Source organism: Christensenella sp. KGMB01412 (assembly GCF_055522415.1).
This window is the reverse complement of the sequence record NZ_JBVFVW010000005.1, coordinates 49027-69423: the sequence shown is the minus strand read 5'-3', so window position 1 is coordinate 69423 and position 20397 is coordinate 49027. Positions and strand designations below refer to the sequence as shown.

The following is a 20397-nucleotide window of genomic DNA, read 5'->3' as shown; positions in this document are numbered from 1 at the left end:
GGTAACCTTCCTATCCAAAATATGCCAGATATTTGTTTTTGACTGCGTTAAAATATGTTTTGCTTATGGGAATCGTTGTAAAATCAGGCAGAGTAATCGAGACCGGGGAAATAGAATGAACGGCTTCGATATTTACGATAATCGACCTGTGGCAGCGTATAAATTCATCAGGCAAAGAAGTTTCGATATTTTTTAAGCGCTCCAGTTGTTTCTCAACTCCATAAATGGTATGGATCTCAGTATATTGCAAGGAGCTTGAAAAATAAAGGATATCATGATACTGGATTCGGGAGATACTGTTTTTACTCTTGCGGAAACAATAGATCGAGCTTTTCTTGCGTGATAAATCAACTGATATTTTATTCATACACTCTTCGATATCCGAATACATAGCGGGTTTGACCAAATATTGCATAGCGCTGACGCGATAGCCATCCCCTATATTTTCCCTTACGCTGGTTGCAAAAATAATAGGAACCTGCGGATTTTTTTCGCGGATATATTTTGCAAGGTCCATTCCGTTTACAGAGTTGGGAAGCATGATGTCAACAAAAATAACATCGAAAATTTCAGAAGCTTCCCATGCGAGTAAAAAGGCTTCGCCTGTAGCATAGCTTTTGATATCGATCAGATATTTATATGTTTCCGACCATTGCCGCAGGAGCCTGCCAAGACTATCGACAAAAGCCTGTTCGTCCTCTATAATCGCAATTTTAATTTTCATTGCTATCGGCCGCCTCCTTTATGGAAAAAAATAATGTAACCTCGAATTGGTCGTCAGTATATGAAATATTGTAGATTCCATCCGCATCATTTACAATTTGCCTGACGCGCTTAAGGCCGTAGCCATGACTGCCCTCCGGTTTGGTGGAAATAAGCTGGCCGTCCTTCATTTTGTAGCCGCCGGACGACTGATTGACAATATGGATCATGAGCATACCACGTTGGGGATAAATATCAATTTTGATATGCCGTTTTTCCGGATCAGGGATTTTGCTGCAGGCCTCGATTGCATTGTCCAAAAGATTTCCAAGCACTACGCACAGCTTGGTTTCGCTGATGGGAAGGCGCAGTATTTTTTGGGCATTCAAACGGACCTGAACGTTTTTCTCGCTTGCAATAAGCATTTTACTGGAAATAATTGCGTCGACTGCAGGATTTCCAGTGGCCACAAGCGATAGAATCGATTGAAAATCCTTCTTCACTTCACCGACATATTTCTTTAGCTGGTCAAAATCCTTATTTTCGATATAAATCTGCATTACCTCAAGGTAATTATGGAAATCGTGCCGCCACGCCCGCACCATTGCTTCGGTTCGTTTGTTGTTTTCATCCTCTAAATGGGCCCGCTCCAGCCGGGATTTTTCCCATAATGTTTCGCCGATTTTTTCAAACAGGAAAATAATGGAAACAATCATGGCAAGGATGGCGGCGCTGATTACCGTCAGAACAATCCGCTCCTGCGAGGAACGGTTAGAGCCGATGGAAAATGCGATTGCTTCGCCGGATGCAAAAATACCTAAAATCATGATGGCTACAATAAATATCTGGAAATAAAAAGGCAAACTGATGTGTTGGCTAACCCGTATCCGGGATAGTATCCAATTGATTGTAATAATAATCATGCAATATAGAATAGTAGTTCCAAAGCGAGACTCTGAGGGTAACAGGGTATCGCTGATATTGATACCTGACATCCATGTAAGAATCAAAGAGATCAGCAAATTAGCAGCAATTGCTACAAAGGAACCAATAACACCCCAAAAGAGACGGGCGCCTATGTTCCCTTTGAATAACAGAGCATAAAAAACTTTCAGCGAGGACATTACTATCATCGTGATTTGGTAATCAACTTCGAATAAATTCATGATACTTTGTAAGGCAACCAGGCAAAACAATACAATATAAATTTGATATTTTCTGGAACTGGAATAGGAGAGTCGCTTGGACAACAAAAAGAAAAGAAAATAGTATTCGATGACATTGACAAATATTTCCCATATTCCCCAAAGAATAACCATGCTTTACCCCCATAAATTCATTGCGATCCTTTTCTATTATATACTGAAACCATTGAAACAGAAAACTTTTCATTCATTAAAATGATGGTTTCATTCATATTTTCACACAAAGATGAAAATATATGATATTTTATATTTAAATTGGGGAGCATATTCCCTTAGTAAAGGAGAACAGAAATGAAAAAGATGAACGAGTCAAACGTAAAAAAAGCTATTACAAAAATGACGGAAAAATCTCTTTTAAAGGTTGCGGATGCTTTCTCAGCGCTTGCTTGCTGTGGACCTTGGTATGAACCCAAAGTGCCGCAAAAGCTCAAAAAATAATATAGTTTCTATTTTTAGCAGGGCCGGATAATATCCCCTGTTTCAATTTAACGAAGAGGCGATATCCTGCTAAATAAGGAGAACAAAATGAAAAAGATGAATGAATCAAACGTAAAAAAAGCCATTACCAAAATCACCGAAAAGTCTCTTTTGAAGGTTGCGGATGCGTTCTCGGCGCTTGCATGTCAAGGACCTTGGTATGAACCCAAAATGCCGCAAAAACTTAAAAAGTAATTCAGTTTCTATTTCCTATAAGGCCGGGCGACACCCCCTACTGGTTTGTCTGGCCTTAATGGAAATAGTTTTTTATTATGGGGAGGAGCAAAAATAGCGATGGCTCTGCACACGGATGTTCAGGCAAATATATTGCGGCGTAAGGCCGTTATTTTTTTGCGTAAAATACGCCCTGCATTTCATCATTGCGGACTTTTGTGGTTGGCGCCGTATGCCGGCGATGTTATACTTGACTGAGCAGCCGGGTAGCCTCTCTGATTTGTGCAGGAAAAGAGAGGAGAACGTTTGAAAATAAGGATATACTGGGAAATGAAGGAGCTGATACGATGGAATGGATTGAGCGGTTAAACCAGGCGATGGATTATATCGAAAAGCACATTACAGAGGAAATTGATTACGAACGGCTGGCACAGGTGGCCTGCTGCTCGACCTATCATTTCCAGCGGATGTTTGCATATATGGCTGATGTATCGCTTTCCGAATATATCCGCCGCAGACGGATGTCTCTTGCGGCGGAAGATTTGCAGGGCGGTGCAAAAAAGATCATCGATGTGGCATACAAATATGGCTATGCCTCGCCAACGGCGTTTAATCGTGCATTCCAAAGCGTTCATGGAGTCGCGCCCTCACGCGTGAGGGAAGAGGGGGTTTCCCTGCGTGCGTTTCCTCCAATCAGCTTTAAAATTACAGTCAAAGGAGCTGCGGAAATGAATTACAGGATTGAGAACAAGGGAGCGTTTCGCATCATAGGGATTTCCCATCCGCTCGAAAAGGAGATTGAGAAAAATTTTGCCATTGTGCCGCAGATGTGGAAAAAAGCCTCAGAAGACGGGACAATCGGCAAACTTGCGGCAATGATGGATTCGGAGCCGATGGGATTGCTGGGAGTGAGCGCATGCAACGCAGAAGAGGAATGGAAATACTTTATTGCGGTTTCCAGTACAAAAGAAATTGACGATACGTTAGAGGAATACACGGTTCCTGCCTCCACATGGGCAATATTTACCGGCAGTGGAACAAACCTTTCCATACAGGAGCTTGAGCAGCGTATTGTGACAGAGTGGCTGCCGGGATCCGGTTACGAATACGCAGACGCGCCGGATATCGAGGTCTATTTGAACGCTGATCCGCAAAACGCAAAATACGAAATGTGGGTTCCGGTGGTAAAAAAATAACCGGGAACATTTGGTTCGCGTTTATAAAAGCAACAGCGCTCACCCGGAACAAACAAAAATCTTATCCAGGGTGAGCGTTTCTATTGCGAAAAACACAGATGAGCTAACATGTAACAGGCTTTTTTTGATATAGCCGGCCAGAGATTCATCAGACAGTCCAAACTCCGTAAATAATATTCCACATGCGTCAAGCAGGAGTGTATCGATTTCTTCCCTGCTTTTGAGCAGCCATCCGGACTGTAATTTTATTACCTTGCTCCTCGGAACAAGAAGTCCGTAAAGGTCTGTATCTGTAAGAATACAACCAAGGGAAGAAGCAAGCACCTGGTCAAAGAGATTGATCACGAGGTGCTGATAGCCTGCGTGGAAGGCGGTCATGGCGCGGTGGATAGGCTGAGGATCAAAACAGCTGCAAAATTCATTTTCGTAAAGTGCGCGCCTCAGGTATTCGACAATAAATTCAATACCGGCAAGATGAGTGACGGGATTGCTGAGTAGATAATCGGCGGTAATGTGGATTTCATGAGCGCTGTAGTCGGCGTCGTAAAGCTGAAAGAATCCCTTGATGCCGTCTACCAGGGTGGAGGTATAAGTTTCGTTTGCCGTTCTGACAAGAGTTTTGAGAACGAGCGTATGAAGGTGCTTTGCCGTCCTGCGCTTTATTTCGATTTTTTTGCGTCCTGCACTGTATAGCTCATGAATACTGCTGGATTTCAGCAGCGCGATTGCAGAAGAAGGCTCTTTTGCTTTTAAAGGTACGCCAATCGTGTACAGGATAGATTCTAAAATATTCTGTGCCAATTCTATTTTGATACTGCTGCTGTCGCCACTGGTATACAGCTTGCTTTTTTGCGCGAGGAATTCGACGCACCTGTTTTGGAATATGGATACATCCGCCTCTGGGAGCATACGGGTTCTGCAGCCTTCTGCAAGAAGGGATTGGACGTAAAATTCGCCGTCAAGATTGCAGGGATTGAGGGACGGTGAGCTTGCCATCTCTTTCATTTGGATTCCTCGTTTTGCATGGGAAGGCCGTACCGCAGGGCGACGGCCATTTTTTCAAGCTCGCGGTCCCGCAGCAGCTCGACCGAACCGTGGCAAACACTGTCAAAGGATTTTTTCATAAAATCGATCAGCTCATCGTCGCTGCACAGGTCAAGCGTCTCGTTTTTATAAAAATAGAAGCACTCGATCAGCTCGTGCATGGTTTGCGCGTAATTGTCCTGACAAATATATGGCGAATCGCAAAATGCGAAAATCAGCTTTTCAACAACGCCTCCGCCAAACTCAATCCGTCCACAGGAATCCAGCGAGCGCGCACGAGCCGACACAAGCTCAAACGCCTGGGTTTTGGTGAGCGTAAGACCGAATTTTTGTGTGAAATCGTTGCACTTCATCGTTTGCTCAACCGCTAGTCTTTGAGCAATGCCAGAATCAGACAGGTTTATCAAATGATTCATCATAAAAACCCTCCCTATACTTAATACCACGTCCCGGCAGGAATTGACAGACTTGAAATTTTTGCTGATTTGTGGTAATATAAACACATAAAAGCGGATGAATTTTATCATTCGTTTTTTTGTTTCAGAATGCAAATCGAAATCCCCGCGGCAGATAGATGTGGCAAAAGAGGGATGCGTGAAGCATGTACTGCTTTGAAAGAAGCGCTCCGTTTGATATAATATAATAAAATCGGTTATGGAAAAAGGCGGTCATGGCAGGAAACAGTACCCTTAAAAAAGCATTCTATGCCGCATTCCCTCATACGATCCCCATTCTTGCGGGATTTTTATTTTTGGGGATTGCATACGGAATTTATATGAATATATCCGGCTTCAGCCCAATCTATCCAATTATTATGAGCGCGACAATTTTTGCGGGTTCTGTTGAATTTGTGGCAGTAGGGCTTTTATTGGCGGCGTTTGATCCATTGCGGGCGCTGCTATTGACGCTGGTGATCAATGCACGGCACCTGTTTTACGGTATTTCCATGCTGGACCGGTATAAAGGGACGGGGCGCAAGAAAATCTATCTGATTTTTGGAATGTGCGACGAGTCGTTTTCGATCAACTATACCGCCGATATTCCGGTAGGCGTTGACAAAGGATGGTTTATGTTTTTTGTGACGCTGCTAAACCAGATATACTGGGTAATGGGCGCAACGCTTGGCGGCGTGTTCGGATCGTTTATTACGTTTGATACGAAGGGGCTTGAATTTGTAATGACAGCCCTTTTTGTCGTTATTTTCCTCGAACAATGGCTGAAGGAAAAGAAGCACTACAGCTCGCTGATCGGGCTGGGGCTGTCGCTTGCGTGCCTTCTCATATTCGGCGGGAGCAGTTTTATCATACCTTCCATGATCGCAATATTTGCCGTAATCACTGTGTTTAAAAATCCACTTGGGAAAGCGGGTGAGGGCGCATGAGCGTAACGCAGCAAATCATTACCATCGGAATGGTGGTGCTGGGCACGCTGATTACCCGGTTCCTGCCCTTCCTTGTATTTCCCGCGAGTAAACCAACGCCGAAGTTTATCCGGTATCTTGGAAAAGTATTGCCCGCGGCCGTGCTTGGGTTATTGGTCGTATACTGCCTGAAGGACGTCAGTATATTCGCGGGGAACCACGGCATTCCTGAAGCAATTTGCATTGCAGTGGTGGTCGGGCTTCATGTGTGGAAACGGCAAATGCTGCTATCCATTGCGGCGGGAACCATTTTGTATATGATTTTGGTACAGGCCGTATTTGTTTAAACGGTACAGGAAAGCTTTTTGCAGCAGCAGGAGACTGTGGATGTACAGGCAACATTAAATTTCGTTTCCGTTTCGTTTTGCATTAAAAAGAAAAAATGTATTGACTTATCCGTGCCTTTTCAAGTAAAATCAAATCATAAAGGAGCGTGCTGTTTGCGCGCCAATGAGGGATAATGCAAAGGAGCGGGGGAACCTATGATTTCGGTCAGTGGAGACAAAAACCAGACAGTAAGGCGGAACGCAATTATGGATCTGCTGGAAAAGGATTCAAGGCTGCGTGTAACAGACCTGAGCGACGCGCTCAACGTTTCGGTTGTGACGGTTCGCAAGGACCTGAGCGAGCTTGAAAATGAAGGGTTGCTCAAACGGATACACGGAGGAGCGGTTATCAACAGGAAATCCCAATACAGTGAAAACTTTGCGGAGCGTAAAAGCCGCAAGGCGGAAGAGAAGAGACTGATTGCAAAGGCGGCAGCGGAGCTTGTCAGGGACGGCGAATCGCTCATTATCAACGTAGGCTCCACGTGTGCTTATATTTGTGAGGAGCTGAAGAATAAGAACAACCTGATTGTGATCACAAACGCCCTGCATATCGTAAACGAGCTTGCCTGCTGTGAACATATTACAACATTTTTTCTGGGCGGCAGATTTGACACGGATATGCAGATTACAGTCGGCGACGATGTGAGCGACCAATTATCCAAGTATAAAGCGGATAAGCTGATTATGGGAATGGACGGCGTTGACATTCAGGCGGGCCTTACCTCCTATAATCATGTGGAAGACGCGATCATGAGGCAAATGATCGCCCAGGCCAAAGAAAAAATTCTTGTGGTGGACGATTCAAAGATTGGAAAGGTAACGTTTGCCCATATAGCCGCGTTAAATGATTTTGATATACTGGTAACCAATTACAATGAATCGAAGGCGGAAGAACTCGAAAAAATCCGCAGGTCGGGACTGCAGGTTATCGCAGTATGATTTTTTAGGCTTCAGGCCGGGGCATGCGGTATTGCATGCTCCCGGTTCCTGGGATGAGGAGCCTGTTGCCGGGCTGCCATTTCATAGAAAACAAATCACAGATTTTGAAAACAGCTTGTTCCTATCGCGCTTCACAGCGTGTCGAATAACCTTCAAATAACAGTTTCCAAATAAAGTAATAAAACAAAAAAATTGATGACTCTGTACTTTTTGTAAAGAGAAATGGAATCCCTTTGACTTCTTTTTTTAACCAAAAATGATCATTTCGAAAAATTACAAGATTGCTTCATATTAAAAACAATGTTATTTTCCCTGAAAAAGAAAGAAAAAGCGATAAAAAGAAATTAAAATAGCAAATATAATAAGCAAAAAGAAAATATTTAATGGAAAAATCAGAAAAAACGTAAATATAATATTGACAAACGTAAATAATATGTGCTATTCTCTAGAAAAGAAAGAAATTAGAAACGAATTTTAATAAAATCTTTTGGAGGATGCCATGAAACGAAACTTACGCATTCGCCCCCCATTTTTTGAAATTGGTCCGAAAAATTATCTTTATGGAGATCAGATCATTGATCTGGCACGGCTTGCAGACGAAGCATCGCAAAAATACGATGTAAGGGTTATTTTTACCACGCCCTATGCAAATATTGCGCGGGTATCAGAATGTACGAAGCAGCTGATCGTATTTGCTCCACATATGGATAATATCGAGGTAGGCCGCGGACTGGCGGCAGTGTTGCCGGAATCTTTGCGGGCTGCGGGAGCGCAGGGGGTTATGCTCAACCACGTTGAAAAACCGATGAGGATAGCAGAATTGTACGGGACGATTCGGCGCGCGCGGGAACTTGGAATGATGAGCATTGTCTGTGCGGACTCGATTCCGGAAACAAAAGCAGTTGCATTGCTTGAGCCGGACATGATGGTGACAGAGCCTGCGGAGCTTATTGCCACTGCGTGCGCGGCGGACGTATCTTATGTCCGCACATCGGTGGATACGATTATGAACATTGATCCCAATATTGGAATATTGGTGGGCGGCGGCATCAACAGCGGCCAGGATGTTTACAATGTGATCGCCGCAGGCGCGGACGCAACGGGTTCATCCAGTGCGATTGCAACGGCGCGCAATCCGCGGGCAATGATCGAAGAGATGCTGAGCGCGGCGCGGGACGCGTGGAATGAAAGATGCGGCGGCGTCATGATGGAGGGATAGCGATATGGCAAAATACGATGTGTCCGTTGAGAAGATACTAAAAATCGAATGCAGGGCGGTCAGTGGGCTCATAACGTCGCTTGACCGCGAAATAACAGACAGGGTGATCGATCTTTTGCTCCGTGTAAAACCGGAAGGGCATAAGGTGATAACGGCGGGCTGCGGAACCTCGGGAACCGTTGCGCGCAGGGTAGCGCATACGCTCAGCGTTGTGGAAGTGCCCGCATTCTATTGCTCGCCGGCAAATTCGATCCACGGCGGCATGGGAGCGATTCAAAAGGGCGACGTAGTGGTGCTGTTCTCCAAGGGAGGAAATACGCCGGAAATATTAAACTACATTCCCTGCTGCAAAGAAAAAGGCGCAAAGATCATCGGCGTATCGCAAAACGACGATTCCGTGCTGGCAAAGGAATCGGATATTTATTTTAAGATCGAGGTCGGGGAGGAATCGGATAAATTCAATATGTGCGCGTCGGCAAGCTGCACGGCGACCATAGCGGCATGGGATGCGGTTGCGTTTACCATCATGGATGTCAGCGGTTATACGAAGAAAGATTTATTGCTTACGCATCCCGGCGGAAAGGTCGGCGAGATGCTTCGCAGCCATTAAATATACATTCAGGACGGAGGATACAAAATGAAGGTTTACAACGAAAAATTTGAAGTGCAGTCGGACAGGAGACCAACGTTTGACGATGTTACAACGACGGTGCGCGAGATTCTCAGGCGCTCGGAAATTCAAAACGGAACGGTACTCGTTTATACGGGGCATACCACTTGCAGCGTGCAGATACAGGAATTTTCGGACGGGCAAACCTACTGGGGTACTGAGCTTATTATGCAGGATCTTGCCAACGTACTGGCAAAAATCATTCCTACCTGTACTGCTGAGGGCCAGTATATGCACCCTTGCCCCAGGCACATTGAGCTTGCGGGAAAAGACAGGAACGAACAGCCCGCGTGGTCGCTTAACACGGATGCGCATCTGCGGTCTGTGGTCATGGGACGTTCGGTTACGATGCCTGTGATAGACGGCGAGTTGCAGCTTGGCGAATTTGGATGTATCTATTTTGGCGATTGGGATCAGGTGCGGGCAAGAAAACGCACGGTGATCGTACAAGTGATGGGGGAGTAAAAAATGAGTCTTGTACTGGGTATTGACCTTGGGACAAGCGGATGCCGCAGCGCAGTATTTGACGACAGGCTCAATATGCTCTGTTCGGCCCGTACAGAGTATCCGTTGTCAATCCTTGGCGGCAGCCGGATTGAGCAGGATGCAGGCGTGTGGTGGGATTCGGTCCGGCAGACAGTGAGGGAGGCTACGGCGCTTCTTGGGAAAAAGAGCGCAGCTATCAGAAGTATTGGCGTGAGCTCTCAGGGCATATCCATTGTACCCGTTGGGAAAGACGGAAAGGTGCTGTGCGGGGCAATCAGCTGGCTTGACGGCAGGGCGGCGTGTGAAACCGACGAGATCATCAAGCGCTATGGCGCGCGGGATATCTTTCAAAGGACAGGGAAACGGATTTCCCCGATCTACACCCTGCCAAAGCTGATGTGGATCAAAAAGAACGAACCGCGGGTTTTTGAAAAAACAGAGCGCTTCTTAATGCCCATGGACTTTATCCAATACCGTCTTTGCGGAAACTGCGTCACAGACCATACGATGGCAGCCGGAACCATGATGTACGATATTCACGGTCAAGCGTGGATGGAAGACCTGCTGGGTGAAAACGGTATCGGTGCAGGATTGCTTCCGGATATTGCGTGGGCGGGCAGCGTTGCCGGAACGCTCCTGCCCGAAACAGCCAAAGAGCTGGGACTTGGAACGGACGTCATCGTAGCGGTTGGGGCGCAGGACCAGAAGTGCGCGGCCTACGGCGGAGGAGCATCCGAACGGGTTGTAACGGTATCGCTGGGAACGGGCAGCTGCATCACAAAGCTTTCAGAAGCGCCTGTATTGGATGATGAAATGCGGATTCCCGTATTTTCTTACCTGTATCAAGGTTGCTGGGACATGGAGGGGGTTGTAAATACCGCGGGCTCCGCGCTTGAATGGTTCCGGAAAAAGTTTGCGCCCAACATGGATTATGAAGAGCTAAGCGGCATGGCGGCCCATGCGGAAACAGGCGGATTGAATTTCTATCCTTATTTATCCGGGGGAGCCTCCCCGCACTGGGGAGAAGGCGCGGGCGCATTTACAGGACTGACGCTCCAGAGCGGGATACCGGAATGCGTACGTGCGCTTCTGGAGGGAATTGCATACCACATCAAAGCAAATACGGATGTTATGGACAAGGCGGGGCAGGCCGCCGATACGCTGCGCGTATTTGGCGGCGGATCAAAGAGCGACCTGTGGTGCAGGCTGATCGCGGATATTACAGGTAAATGCGTGGTGCGGCTGGAATCGTGCGAAACAGCCCTTGCCGGGGCGGCAAGGCTTGCTTTCAAAAGCCTTGGGATGGAAACGAAGCCGCTTGCGCCGGAACGGGAGTTCCTGCCGCAGCCGTGTGAAGTGGAAAAGTACAAGGAACGATACATTGATTACGAAACAACGAGAAAACGCTGTTTTGACATGAGAGAAACGGAGTGAATAAAATGTCGTTTTATTTTCAGGAAAAGACGTGGCCGGAGCTAAAGGAATATGTCGACCGGGATGCGCTCATTATCCTTCCGGTGGGGGAAGTGGAAGAGCATTCGCTTTATTTACCGGTGGATTGCGACGCGAGGATCGCCGAATACCTGTGCGCGCAGATTGCCGACGAAATACAGGACGAAATTCCCGTATTGGTGATGCCTGCTGTTTGGTCGGGCTACACGCCAAAGGCGGTGGCAAAATGGCCGGGTGCAATGCGCCTGCGTCCGCAGGTGTTTGCGGATATGATCCACGATATATGTGCATCGATAGCGGAAATGGGTTTTTCCAGGCTGTTGATGCTCGATTGCCACGGGCAGCATGGGCCCATGCTCAATATGGCCACAAAGCTGATTGCCGACGAGTATGGATATTATTATACAGTGGCTTCGCCGGTGGCGTTTTCCGCGGCAGAGTTTAACCGGATCAGGAAATCCCCGCGCGGCGGCTGCAGCCATTCCGGGGAATGGGAAGCGTCGCTTATAATGCTGATCAGCCCGGAGCTTGTAAAGGAAGAAAAGTTCTGCAGCGACGATCTGCTGAAGCATCATTCGGATTTTGTAGCGGGAGACGCCTGCTTTGGCGGACAAAAGGTAGTATGGTCAACCTTTGGGATACAGCAGCCCAAATATGGAGCCTGCGGAGATCCCACACAGGCGAGCGCGCAGACCGGGCAGGTTATTGTGGATGCAATCAGGAAAAATTTCAAACGCTTTTTGAAGGAATACTATTTTCATGAAACTATTCTGCCGGAATAAAATCCGGTAATGGGAATGAACTTAAAATCAATTTTCGGAAGAACCGAAACAAAAAATATTGGAGGTGCAAAATGAAAAAGACAAAGGGATTGGCTTTGGCAACAGCGATTATTATGGCTGCTATGGTATTACTCAGCGCGTGCGCCGCTCCGGCAACGCCGTCTGAGGCGGCTTCGACAGAGGCGGCTTCGGCAGCAGCGTCAACAGCGGCTCCCGCGGATAATGGCGGCGGGGAAACCGGCGGATCGGCTAAGACGGTCGGTATCGCAATTTACTCGATGGACGCAGATTCCTGCGTAGCGCTCGTAAAAGAGGCTCAGGCAGTCGCCGACGAGCTCGGCTGGAAGGTAACGCTGCTGGATGCTCAGGGCGATCCGTCCACGCAGGCGGACCAGATGGCGAACCTGATTTCACAGAAGGTAGACGCGATTATCCTGAATCCCACGGATACCACGTCACTGCTCCCCTCAATTCAGGCGGCAAAGGAAGCGGGGATTCCCGTTGTGGGCGTTGGAATGGAAATGGACAAGGAATGTATGGACCAGCTCCTGTTCTTTGCGGGCGTTGACGATTACAGCCTTGCGTTCACCGGCTGCGAATGGATTGCAGAAAATTATAAGGACAAAGGCGCGCAGGTAGCGCTCATTACAGGCGCGGCAGGAACAGATCCGACCAATAAAACCATTCAGGCGTTCCAGGATGCGACAAAGGATACGGATATCAATTACGCAGGTGATTTTGCAGGTGATTTTGACAGCGCGAAGGCAATGTCCATCACAGAAGACCTTATGACGAAATATCCTGAACTGTCCGTTATTTACTGCCAGGATCACGTCATGGCGCTGGGCGCTGCTTCGGCAGTGCAGGATGCGGGCAAAGCGGAGCAAATCGCGATTGTCGGCGCGTGCGGCATACCGGATTACCTGCAATATGTCAAGGATGGTTCCGTCACCTGCTTTGGGTACGTACTTCTGTATCAGTGCGGCGGATTTGCAATGAGGCAGCTTTCCGATTACTTTAACGATCCAGGGGCTGAGTTTGCTCCAAAGTATTACGCAGCGCCGGTTGTTGTGACCGCGCAAAACGTTGACCAGGCAGATTCGATTGAATTTGATTTCGTAGCGGCAAAATAAGGCGTTTAAACTCTGACTCAGACTCAAACCACGAAAAACAAAACATATCTTTTCTTCCCGTGCAAAGCAGAAAAGAGCGGCAGGCCGTTCTTTTCTGCCGCCGGGGAACCACACTTTAATCAGTAAAACTTAATTTAGGGATAAGGGAGGAAGCGTCATGGAACAGGAAGTTATATTATCGTTGCGTAATATAACCAAGACTTTCCCCGGTGTAAAAGCGTTGGATGATATCTCTGTTGATTTTTTCAAAGGCGAAGTACATTCCATTGCGGGCGAAAACGGAGCGGGAAAATCCACGCTCATGAAAATATTGACAGGCGTTTATTCGCTCGAGCAGGGTGAAATATGGCTTAATGGGATCAAAGAAAAAATTCGGAACCCGCTGGACGCCATCAAAAAAGGGCTAAGCATTATTTTTCAGGAATTCAACCTCATAGACGCGCTGAGCATCACGGAAAATATTTTTATAGACAGGCTCTCAAAATCGAAGGGGATGTGGATCGACTGGAAGGAGGCCAACCGAAAAGCTGCCGAATTTATGAAAGAGGTTGGTTATGACATTGATACAACCACCCTCATAAAAGACCTGAGCGTGGCGGAAAAACAAATGGTGGAAATTGCTAAGGCGATCTCCTATGGTTCCAAAATCATCATTATGGACGAGCCGTCGGCGACGCTCACGTCGAGGGAAGTCGAAAGCCTGATCAGGATCGTGAACGGATTGCGCGAGAAGGGCGTGACCGTAATTTACATTTCACATAAGCTCGAGGAAGTGCTTGAAATCAGCGACCGCGTATCGGTGATGCGCGACGGAAAGCTGATCAGTACAAAGAACGTTGAAAACGTAACCCGCGAGGGAATCATTGTGGATATGGTCGGAAGGACGATCGGACAGGAATTCCCCGTCCGCGAGCAGCCGGTGCTGGCTTCGGAAAACATTCTGGAAGTGAAAGACCTGCGGCGTGACGGCGTTTTTGAGGATATCAGCTTTACGCTGCAAAAAGGTCAGGTGCTTGGACTTGCGGGGCTTGTAGGCGCGGGGCGAACGGAAATTGTGCGGGCAATCTTCGGCGCGGATAAGCTTGACGGGGGAGAGATTTTTCTCGGCGGCAAAAAAGTCAACATTACAAGGCCGGAGGATAGTATCAAAAACCGGATCGCGCTCCTGACGGAGGACCGGAAATCACAGGGGCTGTTATTGCAGTTTCCAATTTCCAAAAATATATCGCTCGCAAACCTTGGTAAGGTGACGCACCGCGGTATGGTCAGCCGCAAGCAGGAGAAGGATGTGGCGGAGGAATATGTGGAACTGCTTTCCATCAAAACTCCTTCAACCGAGCAAAGGGCGATCAACCTGTCAGGCGGGAACCAGCAGAAGGTAGTCATTGCAAAGTGGCTGTTTGCGGACAGCGATATCATCATACTGGACGAACCGACGCGGGGCATCGATATTGGCGCCAAGCATGAAATATACTTGCTGATCAACCGGCTTGTGCAGGAAGGGAAATCGATCATATTCATTTCCTCAGAGCTGCCGGAGCTTCTGGCGATGAGCGACAGGATTATTGTTGTAAACGAGGGCAGGATCAAGGGAAGCCTTGAGCGCAAGGAAGATATCACTGCCGAAAACGTTATGCAGCTTATTCTAAAAAACTGAAGGGGGTGGCACTATGAATCAGATGAAAAGTCTTGAAAATCGAAAATTATCGTTTAAGAATCTCCTTTCAGAGGTTCCTGAATATGCCTGCGTTGTGGTGCTCGTCATCGTACTGATCGTCGCGGGATGCGTTTCGCCGGTGTTTTTTACGGATACGAACATCCAAAACGTACTGAAGCAGGGCGCGGTACTTGCCGTGCTTTCCATTGGAATGGGATACGTATTGATTTCAGGCTGTATTGACCTGAGCGTGGGAATCAATATGGCGGTATGCGCGCTGGTTTCCGTTGTGATGCAGCAATATGTGGGCGATGCGGGCGCGATTATACTGGCGTTGCTTGTGGGAATAGGGATCAGCTCCTTTAATATGCTGATCATTTATATCACAAAAGCGCGGGCAATCGAGATCATGATGATCACGTTTGGACTTAAAATGGCCTACCGGGGGCTTGCACAGGCAGTAACAGGAAACGCTACCTTCCGGGAAAACACGACCGATTTTTTCCGCAGCCTGGGAAAGGGAATGACCTTTGACGTCATACCCAACATCGTTATTATTATGGCGGTTGTGGCGGTTATTCTGGGCGTCGTACTGGGAAAGACGAAATTTGGCAGGCAGGTCACGAGCGTTGGTATCAATCCGGAAGCAAGCAGGCTTGCGGGAATCAGTATCACAAAAACCCGCCTCAAGTGCTTTATGATTTCCGGCCTGTGCGCGGGCATCGCAGGTATTCTCCTTGCGTCGCGCACGATGGCGATACAGGCGCTTTCGGGCGACGACTATGAAATGATGGCAATGAGCGGGCTCGTAATCGGCGGTTTCGCGGTATTCGGCGGTTATGGCAGCGTGTGGAGGGCAGTACTCGGCGTATATGTATATACGATCATCAACAACGTACTGAACCTTGTGGGCGCGGGCGCTTACGAACAAATACTGGCGCAGGGTGTGATCCTTGTCCTTGCAGTGTGGCTCGACGTATATATTCGCGTAAAAAGGGCAGGAGGTAAATCGAGATGAACAGCAGCAAAGCATTGGGATTTGTAAAAGAACAAAAATCGTTTGTCATTCTGGTAATCGTTATCATATTTGCCGCATGCGCCTCTTCTATGTTTTTCACGATCGACAATCTGCAAAACCTGTTTCTGCAAATATCGATCCAGGGGATCATCAGCTTTGGTATGACGTTTACGCTGATTGCGGGCGAGTTTGATATGTCGGTGGGCTCAAACCTGACGCTGTGCGGAATCTTATTCGCGCAGATGCTCTCTTACATGAGCTTTGGTCTGGCGATCGTTGTGGTCTTACTGTTTGCGGCAGCGCTGGGGCTTATAAACGGCATTCTGGTCGCGAAGCTGGGCGTATGTTCGTTCATCGGCACACTGGGCACGATGTATGCCTATAAAGGGCTTGCACTGATGCTCAGCCAGGGGCAGCCGGTTCCCGCGCGCACCGAGGAGGTGTTGCAGGTCAGCAATATGCAGATCGGCGGGTTCTCGATTTTTCCTGTGATCTTCATTATCGTGGGGTTAATCAGCGCATATGTGCTGACGCGCACGCAGTTTGGGCGAAACATCTATGCGGTTGGCGGGAACGCCGAGGTTGCGAACAATTCAGGAATCAGCGTGGTGTTTTATAAAACGATGTCCTTTGTGATTGTGGGCGTAACCGCAGGGCTTGCGGGTATCCTGCTTACAATGAGGCTGCAGTCCGCAACGCCGATTGCGGGAGACAGCCTGAACCTGATCGTAATTTCCAGCATTATCATCGGCGGTACCAGCCCTGCGGGCGGAGTGGGGAGCATACCAAAAAGCTTTATCGGCCTTATGATCATCGGCGTGCTCACAAACCTGTTAAGCCTTATCGGCCTTTCCGGATATTACCAGCAGGTAATACAGGGGGCGATGACGGTTGCGATCATCGGCGCGACAAGCTTTGCAAACTATCGCAAGGTAAGCGCGATATAAGGAGTGAATATATGACGATCCGTGATTATATCGTATCGTACAACGAAACGTTCCGCTATGTGGAAGAACGTTTTGGAAGCGGCGCTCTGGAAAATTTGTTTTCCCGGATTTCCGATCAATGGTGCGTGCACCTGAATGAATGCGTGGAGCGCAGCGGGATCGACGGATGTATGGAATATTGGGGCGGAGAAGACGGAGGAGGAACGCTTGAACGTGAAAAAGCCTCGTGCAGAATATGGATGGAAAACGGCGTTTTTATGATTGAGATGAACGAATGCCCGTCCGTCGCAGAGCTTCGGGCGCGCGGATGCGAGCCGTACGCAGGGAACATAACCTATTGCGACCATTGCCGCGCGCTTTATGCGCCGGTTTTGAACCGGTATGGCCTGACGTTTGACGTAGAAATAGAGTATGGCATGGATGGATCATGCGCCGGTAAATGCCTGACGACGGTGCAAAAAATAAAGTAATACAAATTGGAGGGAAGAAGAATGAGCAATTTTTGCAGGGAATTTACATTCGAGCCGCATCCCGGGATTCCGTTTCGTGATGTGGCGGTTTTGGACGAATGCAGGAAAAAGGGAAGGGAGGATTATCTGGCGCTCAACCAGACGCGCCCAAACTGGAAGCTGGAGATCGTGGATGACGACTTTATCTCGTATGCGTGGCTCACAGATATGTTCAAACGGATCAGGGACAGCGACGAAAAGGATGAGAAATGCGTGATGATTCTTCCAAACCCTGCGGCTATTTATAAGCGGGTTGCGTATATGCTCAACGAATGCAATATCAGCTGCCGCAATCTGGTGGTGTTTACGATGGACGAATGGGCGGATCAGGATGGACGGATTGCGCCGGAAAGCTATCCTGCGGGATTCACAAATGCGTTTTTCCGTTTCTTTATGAATGAGCTGAGGGAAGAATTGCGCCCTGATATCAAAAATATCCATTATCCGACAAACGAAAACATCGAAGTGTATTCTAAAATGATCGAAGACGAGGGAGAAGCGGATATCGCCTATTCTGCATGCGGATGGTCGGGGCACAGTGCGTTTATCGATGCGGTAAAGCAGTTTGGCGTGGATGGCGACCAGGTGATCCCCACGGACGAATGGTTGAAACTTGGCGCGCGGATAGCCGACCTGCATATTTTAACGCAGGCGCAAAATTCACTGCACGCAAGCTTTGGGCTTGCGGGGGACCTCGCATTTGTACCGCCGCGCGCGGCGACCATCGGCCCGCGCGATTTTGTGAATTGCAGGGAGGTTTTTGAATTCCATAACTTCCTGATTGGCAATACGGATATCAGCTGGGAAAAAATGATGTCGCGCCTGGTTTGCTTTGGACCGGTTACGCCGCTTGTGCCTGATTCGCTGATTCAGGTATGCAGGGCGAACGTTTATATTTCAAATTTGTTCGCGGAGAAGATTGATTATGACACAGAGCGGCAATACCGCTGAAACAGGGGGGATAAAAAATGGCTGCAATCAGGGAATGGTATAGCGGATACAGCATCATTTACAACTGGTTTGAGGATAACTATGGAAAGCAGGCTCTGGAGGAATATTGGCACTATATCGCAAAGGCGGTGTATACGGGGCTCGCAAAGCAATTCCGCGAGGGTGGGTTGCCCTATATCCGCGATTATTTCAGAGAGATTATCGAGGAAGACGAAGGAAAGGTGCGTTTTGAAGAGGACGGGAACAAGTTGACCGTCGAGGTGCTCGAAATGCCGGATCACATCTGGCAGAAGGAATATCTGGAAATTGGCGGTATGCCGCGTGAAAACTACTACCGCTCCTACGAAGTGATTTACGGGGACGTCGCGGCGATGGCGGAGCTTGGTTTTGAATTGCTGAAATATGACGCGGACGGCAGGCTGAAATTTCAATTTACAAAGGAGGATGCGGCATGACGATCAGGGATTATATTGCGGCATACAACATGACCTTTGGATATGTGGAAGAAAAATTCGGAACGGAAGCGCTTGAGGATTTATTTCGTGAGATATCCGACGAGTACTGTGCGCATCTTGATGAATGTATCCGCGACTATGGCGTGGAAGGCTGCATGAAATACTGGGGAGGGGATACAGGCACGCTGTCCCGAGAAAAGATCGATTTCAAAACATGGATGGAGGACGGCGTATTCCATGGGCAGATTCGCAACTGTACATCGGTAGCAGACGTGCGCAGCAGGGGACAGGAGCCTCATGTCGGCGCGCTTACCTATTGCGACCACTGCGATGCACTCTATGGGCATGTAGCTGAAAAATATGGAATCGAGCTGCATTTTCTGCCGGAGTACAATGAGGATGGGACGTGCGCGGGAAACTGCACATGGTACGCAAAGGAAAAATAACGGAGGAATATCATGAAAGCGATTGTAAATACGACGGTCGTTTTGGAGGATGGGCTTATTTATGACGGAGCCGTCCTGTTTGACGAAAACGGGATACTGGAAGCCGGAACGGGGAAAGACGTCTGTATTCCGGAGGACGCGCAGGTGTTTGACGCAGGTGGGAATTATACTGCGCCGGGCTTTATCGACGTACACTGCCATGGCGGGAACAACAAGTTTTTCTATGAAGATCCGCAAACGGCGTGCAGGGAATTTCTGGCACATGGCACCACGAGCGTTTTGCCGGCATTGTACCAAAGCCTTGACCTTGAGCAATTCAAGCATGCGATAGACCTGATACGCGACGCACAAAAATCGGGCGGCGCAGGAAAAATCATCGACGGGCTGTATATGGAGGGGCCGTTCATGAATCCCAAATACGGTTCCGAAGCAAACGATGTCAAATGGCATGGTGCGATTGACACTGCGGTTATGCAGGAGCTGGTGGATTATGCGGGTAAGGATGTGCGCGTATGGTGCGTTGCGCCGGAACGTGATGACATCGAAACGTTTGTCAGGTATGCGCTGCGTGTAAATCCTGGGGTTGTGTTTTCTATGGGGCACTCGGAATGTAAGCCATATATGGCGTACCGGCTCAAAAAGTATGGACTGAAAAATCAGACGCATCACTGCAATGCAACCGCCGTGGTTAATCCGATCATTCCAAGCAATGTTGGCATCAGGGACGTCGGGCCGGATGAGGCATGCCTGTATGACGACGATATGTATGCGGAGCTGATTTGCGACTCGCGCGGAATCCATGTAAAGCCGCATATGCTGCGTATGGTGGTCAAGATCAAAGGGCTGGAGAAAATTATTCTTGTAACCGATCATTATCCGTTGGACTGTGCGGATCCGGAGGGGCCGATAATGGGCGGTACAAAAGCGCCGGACCTTGGTTACGATAAGCAGGGATGGGTATGCGGAAGCAGGATGACGATGGACGTGGCGTGCAGGAATATGATGATGCACACAGGCTACGGCATTTGCCATGTGATCAAATTTGCAACCGCAAATCCCGCTAAGATGCTGGGTATGTTTGATACGGTTGGAAGCATCGACACAGGCAAGAAAGCGAACCTTGTGATTATGGATGACAAAATCGGTATTAAAAAAGTGTTTTTTGAAGGAGCGGAGGCCTGAGGAT

The 20397-nt window shown here is 48.2% G+C and carries 24 protein-coding genes; 20 read left to right on the top strand and 4 right to left on the bottom strand.

Annotated elements, in window-relative coordinates:
- Positions 1-10: 10 nt before the first annotated feature.
- The gene (locus ACS5WU_RS09605) at positions 11-724 is read right to left on the bottom strand and encodes a LytR/AlgR family response regulator transcription factor (protein WP_302761378.1); all 714 of its coding nucleotides are present in this window, start codon (positions 722-724) and stop codon (positions 11-13) included.
- On the bottom strand, positions 714-1529 hold the full coding sequence (locus tag ACS5WU_RS09600; RefSeq protein ID WP_302761376.1) for a sensor histidine kinase: 816 nt from the start codon (positions 1527-1529) through the stop codon (positions 714-716). The genes ACS5WU_RS09605 and ACS5WU_RS09600 overlap by 11 nt, the downstream gene beginning before the upstream one ends.
- A gap of 669 nt (positions 1530-2198) precedes the next feature.
- On the opposite strand from ACS5WU_RS09600, the gene ACS5WU_RS09595 reads away from it, so the two are divergent.
- From ACS5WU_RS09595 to ACS5WU_RS09585, 3 genes are all read left to right on the top strand, one after another.
- On the top strand, positions 2199-2345 hold the full coding sequence (locus tag ACS5WU_RS09595; protein WP_082103376.1) for a cyclic lactone autoinducer peptide: 147 nt from the start codon (positions 2199-2201) through the stop codon (positions 2343-2345).
- A gap of 87 nt (positions 2346-2432) precedes the next feature.
- Positions 2433-2579 carry a cyclic lactone autoinducer peptide gene (locus tag ACS5WU_RS09590; RefSeq protein WP_082103375.1) on the top strand — a complete coding sequence of 49 codons (147 nt, stop codon included), beginning with the start codon at positions 2433-2435 and terminating at the stop codon, positions 2577-2579.
- A gap of 326 nt (positions 2580-2905) precedes the next feature.
- On the top strand, positions 2906-3754 hold the full coding sequence (locus ACS5WU_RS09585; RefSeq protein ID WP_465089136.1) for an AraC family transcriptional regulator: 849 nt from the start codon (positions 2906-2908) through the stop codon (positions 3752-3754).
- A gap of 39 nt (positions 3755-3793) precedes the next feature.
- On the opposite strand, the gene ACS5WU_RS09580 is transcribed toward ACS5WU_RS09585, so the two are convergent.
- Positions 3794-4759, bottom strand: a complete 966-nt coding sequence (locus ACS5WU_RS09580; RefSeq protein WP_465089135.1) for a DUF6179 domain-containing protein — start codon at positions 4757-4759, stop codon at positions 3794-3796.
- Entirely contained in the window at positions 4756-5217 is a 462-nt protein-coding gene (locus ACS5WU_RS09575) for a DUF6323 family protein (protein WP_320607137.1), read from the bottom strand. The genes ACS5WU_RS09580 and ACS5WU_RS09575 overlap by 4 nt, the downstream gene beginning before the upstream one ends.
- Positions 5218-5468: 251 nt before the next feature.
- Between ACS5WU_RS09575 and azlC the strand changes: the two genes are divergently transcribed.
- From azlC to ACS5WU_RS09490, 17 genes are all read left to right on the top strand, one after another.
- Positions 5469-6179, top strand: coding sequence for an azaleucine resistance protein AzlC (azlC, locus tag ACS5WU_RS09570; protein ID WP_046442729.1), 711 nt, complete (start codon positions 5469-5471; stop codon positions 6177-6179).
- Positions 6176-6505, top strand: coding sequence for a branched-chain amino acid transporter permease (locus ACS5WU_RS09565; protein WP_046442728.1), 330 nt, complete (start codon positions 6176-6178; stop codon positions 6503-6505). Before azlC ends, ACS5WU_RS09565 begins: the two co-directional genes overlap by 4 nt.
- Before the next feature lie 195 nt (positions 6506-6700).
- Positions 6701-7486, top strand: coding sequence for a DeoR/GlpR family DNA-binding transcription regulator (locus ACS5WU_RS09560; protein ID WP_046442727.1), 786 nt, complete (start codon positions 6701-6703; stop codon positions 7484-7486).
- A gap of 499 nt (positions 7487-7985) precedes the next feature.
- Positions 7986-8705, top strand: a complete 720-nt coding sequence (locus ACS5WU_RS09555) for a triose-phosphate isomerase (protein ID WP_046442726.1) — start codon at positions 7986-7988, stop codon at positions 8703-8705.
- 4 nt (positions 8706-8709) lie between these two features.
- Complete coding sequence (locus tag ACS5WU_RS09550) at positions 8710-9315, top strand: KpsF/GutQ family sugar-phosphate isomerase (protein ID WP_046442725.1); 606 nt, start codon at positions 8710-8712, stop codon at positions 9313-9315.
- Between the two features lie 27 nt (positions 9316-9342).
- Positions 9343-9840: a secondary thiamine-phosphate synthase enzyme YjbQ gene (locus ACS5WU_RS09545; RefSeq protein ID WP_046442724.1), complete on the top strand. Its 498-nt coding sequence runs from the start codon at positions 9343-9345 to the stop codon at positions 9838-9840.
- 3 nt (positions 9841-9843) lie between these two features.
- Positions 9844-11295 (top strand): xylulokinase, encoded by a 1452-nt coding sequence (locus tag ACS5WU_RS09540; RefSeq protein ID WP_465089134.1) that lies wholly within the window; start codon positions 9844-9846, stop codon positions 11293-11295.
- Positions 11296-11300: 5 nt separating this feature from the next.
- Positions 11301-12095, top strand: a complete 795-nt coding sequence (locus ACS5WU_RS09535) for a creatininase family protein (protein ID WP_465089133.1) — start codon at positions 11301-11303, stop codon at positions 12093-12095.
- A 71-nt stretch (positions 12096-12166) separates the two neighbouring features.
- On the top strand, positions 12167-13228 hold the full coding sequence (locus ACS5WU_RS09530; protein WP_046442721.1) for a sugar ABC transporter substrate-binding protein: 1062 nt from the start codon (positions 12167-12169) through the stop codon (positions 13226-13228).
- 157 nt (positions 13229-13385) lie between these two features.
- Entirely contained in the window at positions 13386-14885 is a 1500-nt protein-coding gene (locus ACS5WU_RS09525) for a sugar ABC transporter ATP-binding protein (protein WP_046442720.1), read from the top strand.
- A gap of 13 nt (positions 14886-14898) precedes the next feature.
- Positions 14899-15903 (top strand): ABC transporter permease, encoded by a 1005-nt coding sequence (locus tag ACS5WU_RS09520; RefSeq protein WP_046442719.1) that lies wholly within the window; start codon positions 14899-14901, stop codon positions 15901-15903.
- Entirely contained in the window at positions 15900-16850 is a 951-nt protein-coding gene (locus tag ACS5WU_RS09515) for an ABC transporter permease (RefSeq protein WP_465089132.1), read from the top strand. Before ACS5WU_RS09520 ends, ACS5WU_RS09515 begins: the two co-directional genes overlap by 4 nt.
- An 11-nt stretch (positions 16851-16861) precedes the next feature.
- Positions 16862-17320: a hypothetical protein gene (locus tag ACS5WU_RS09510; protein WP_465089131.1), complete on the top strand. Its 459-nt coding sequence runs from the start codon at positions 16862-16864 to the stop codon at positions 17318-17320.
- Between the two features lie 21 nt (positions 17321-17341).
- Entirely contained in the window at positions 17342-18310 is a 969-nt protein-coding gene (locus ACS5WU_RS09505) for a 6-phosphogluconolactonase (protein ID WP_465089130.1), read from the top strand.
- Between the two features lie 17 nt (positions 18311-18327).
- A complete protein-coding gene (locus ACS5WU_RS09500) occupies positions 18328-18765 on the top strand; it encodes a hypothetical protein (protein ID WP_046442717.1) in 438 nt (145 codons plus the stop codon).
- Positions 18762-19211 carry a hypothetical protein gene (locus tag ACS5WU_RS09495; protein WP_302760975.1) on the top strand — a complete coding sequence of 150 codons (450 nt, stop codon included), beginning with the start codon at positions 18762-18764 and terminating at the stop codon, positions 19209-19211. The genes ACS5WU_RS09500 and ACS5WU_RS09495 overlap by 4 nt, the downstream gene beginning before the upstream one ends.
- 12 nt (positions 19212-19223) lie before the next feature.
- Positions 19224-20393, top strand: a complete 1170-nt coding sequence (locus tag ACS5WU_RS09490) for an N-acetylglucosamine-6-phosphate deacetylase (protein ID WP_046442715.1) — start codon at positions 19224-19226, stop codon at positions 20391-20393.
- The last annotated feature ends 4 nt before the right edge of the window (positions 20394-20397 follow it).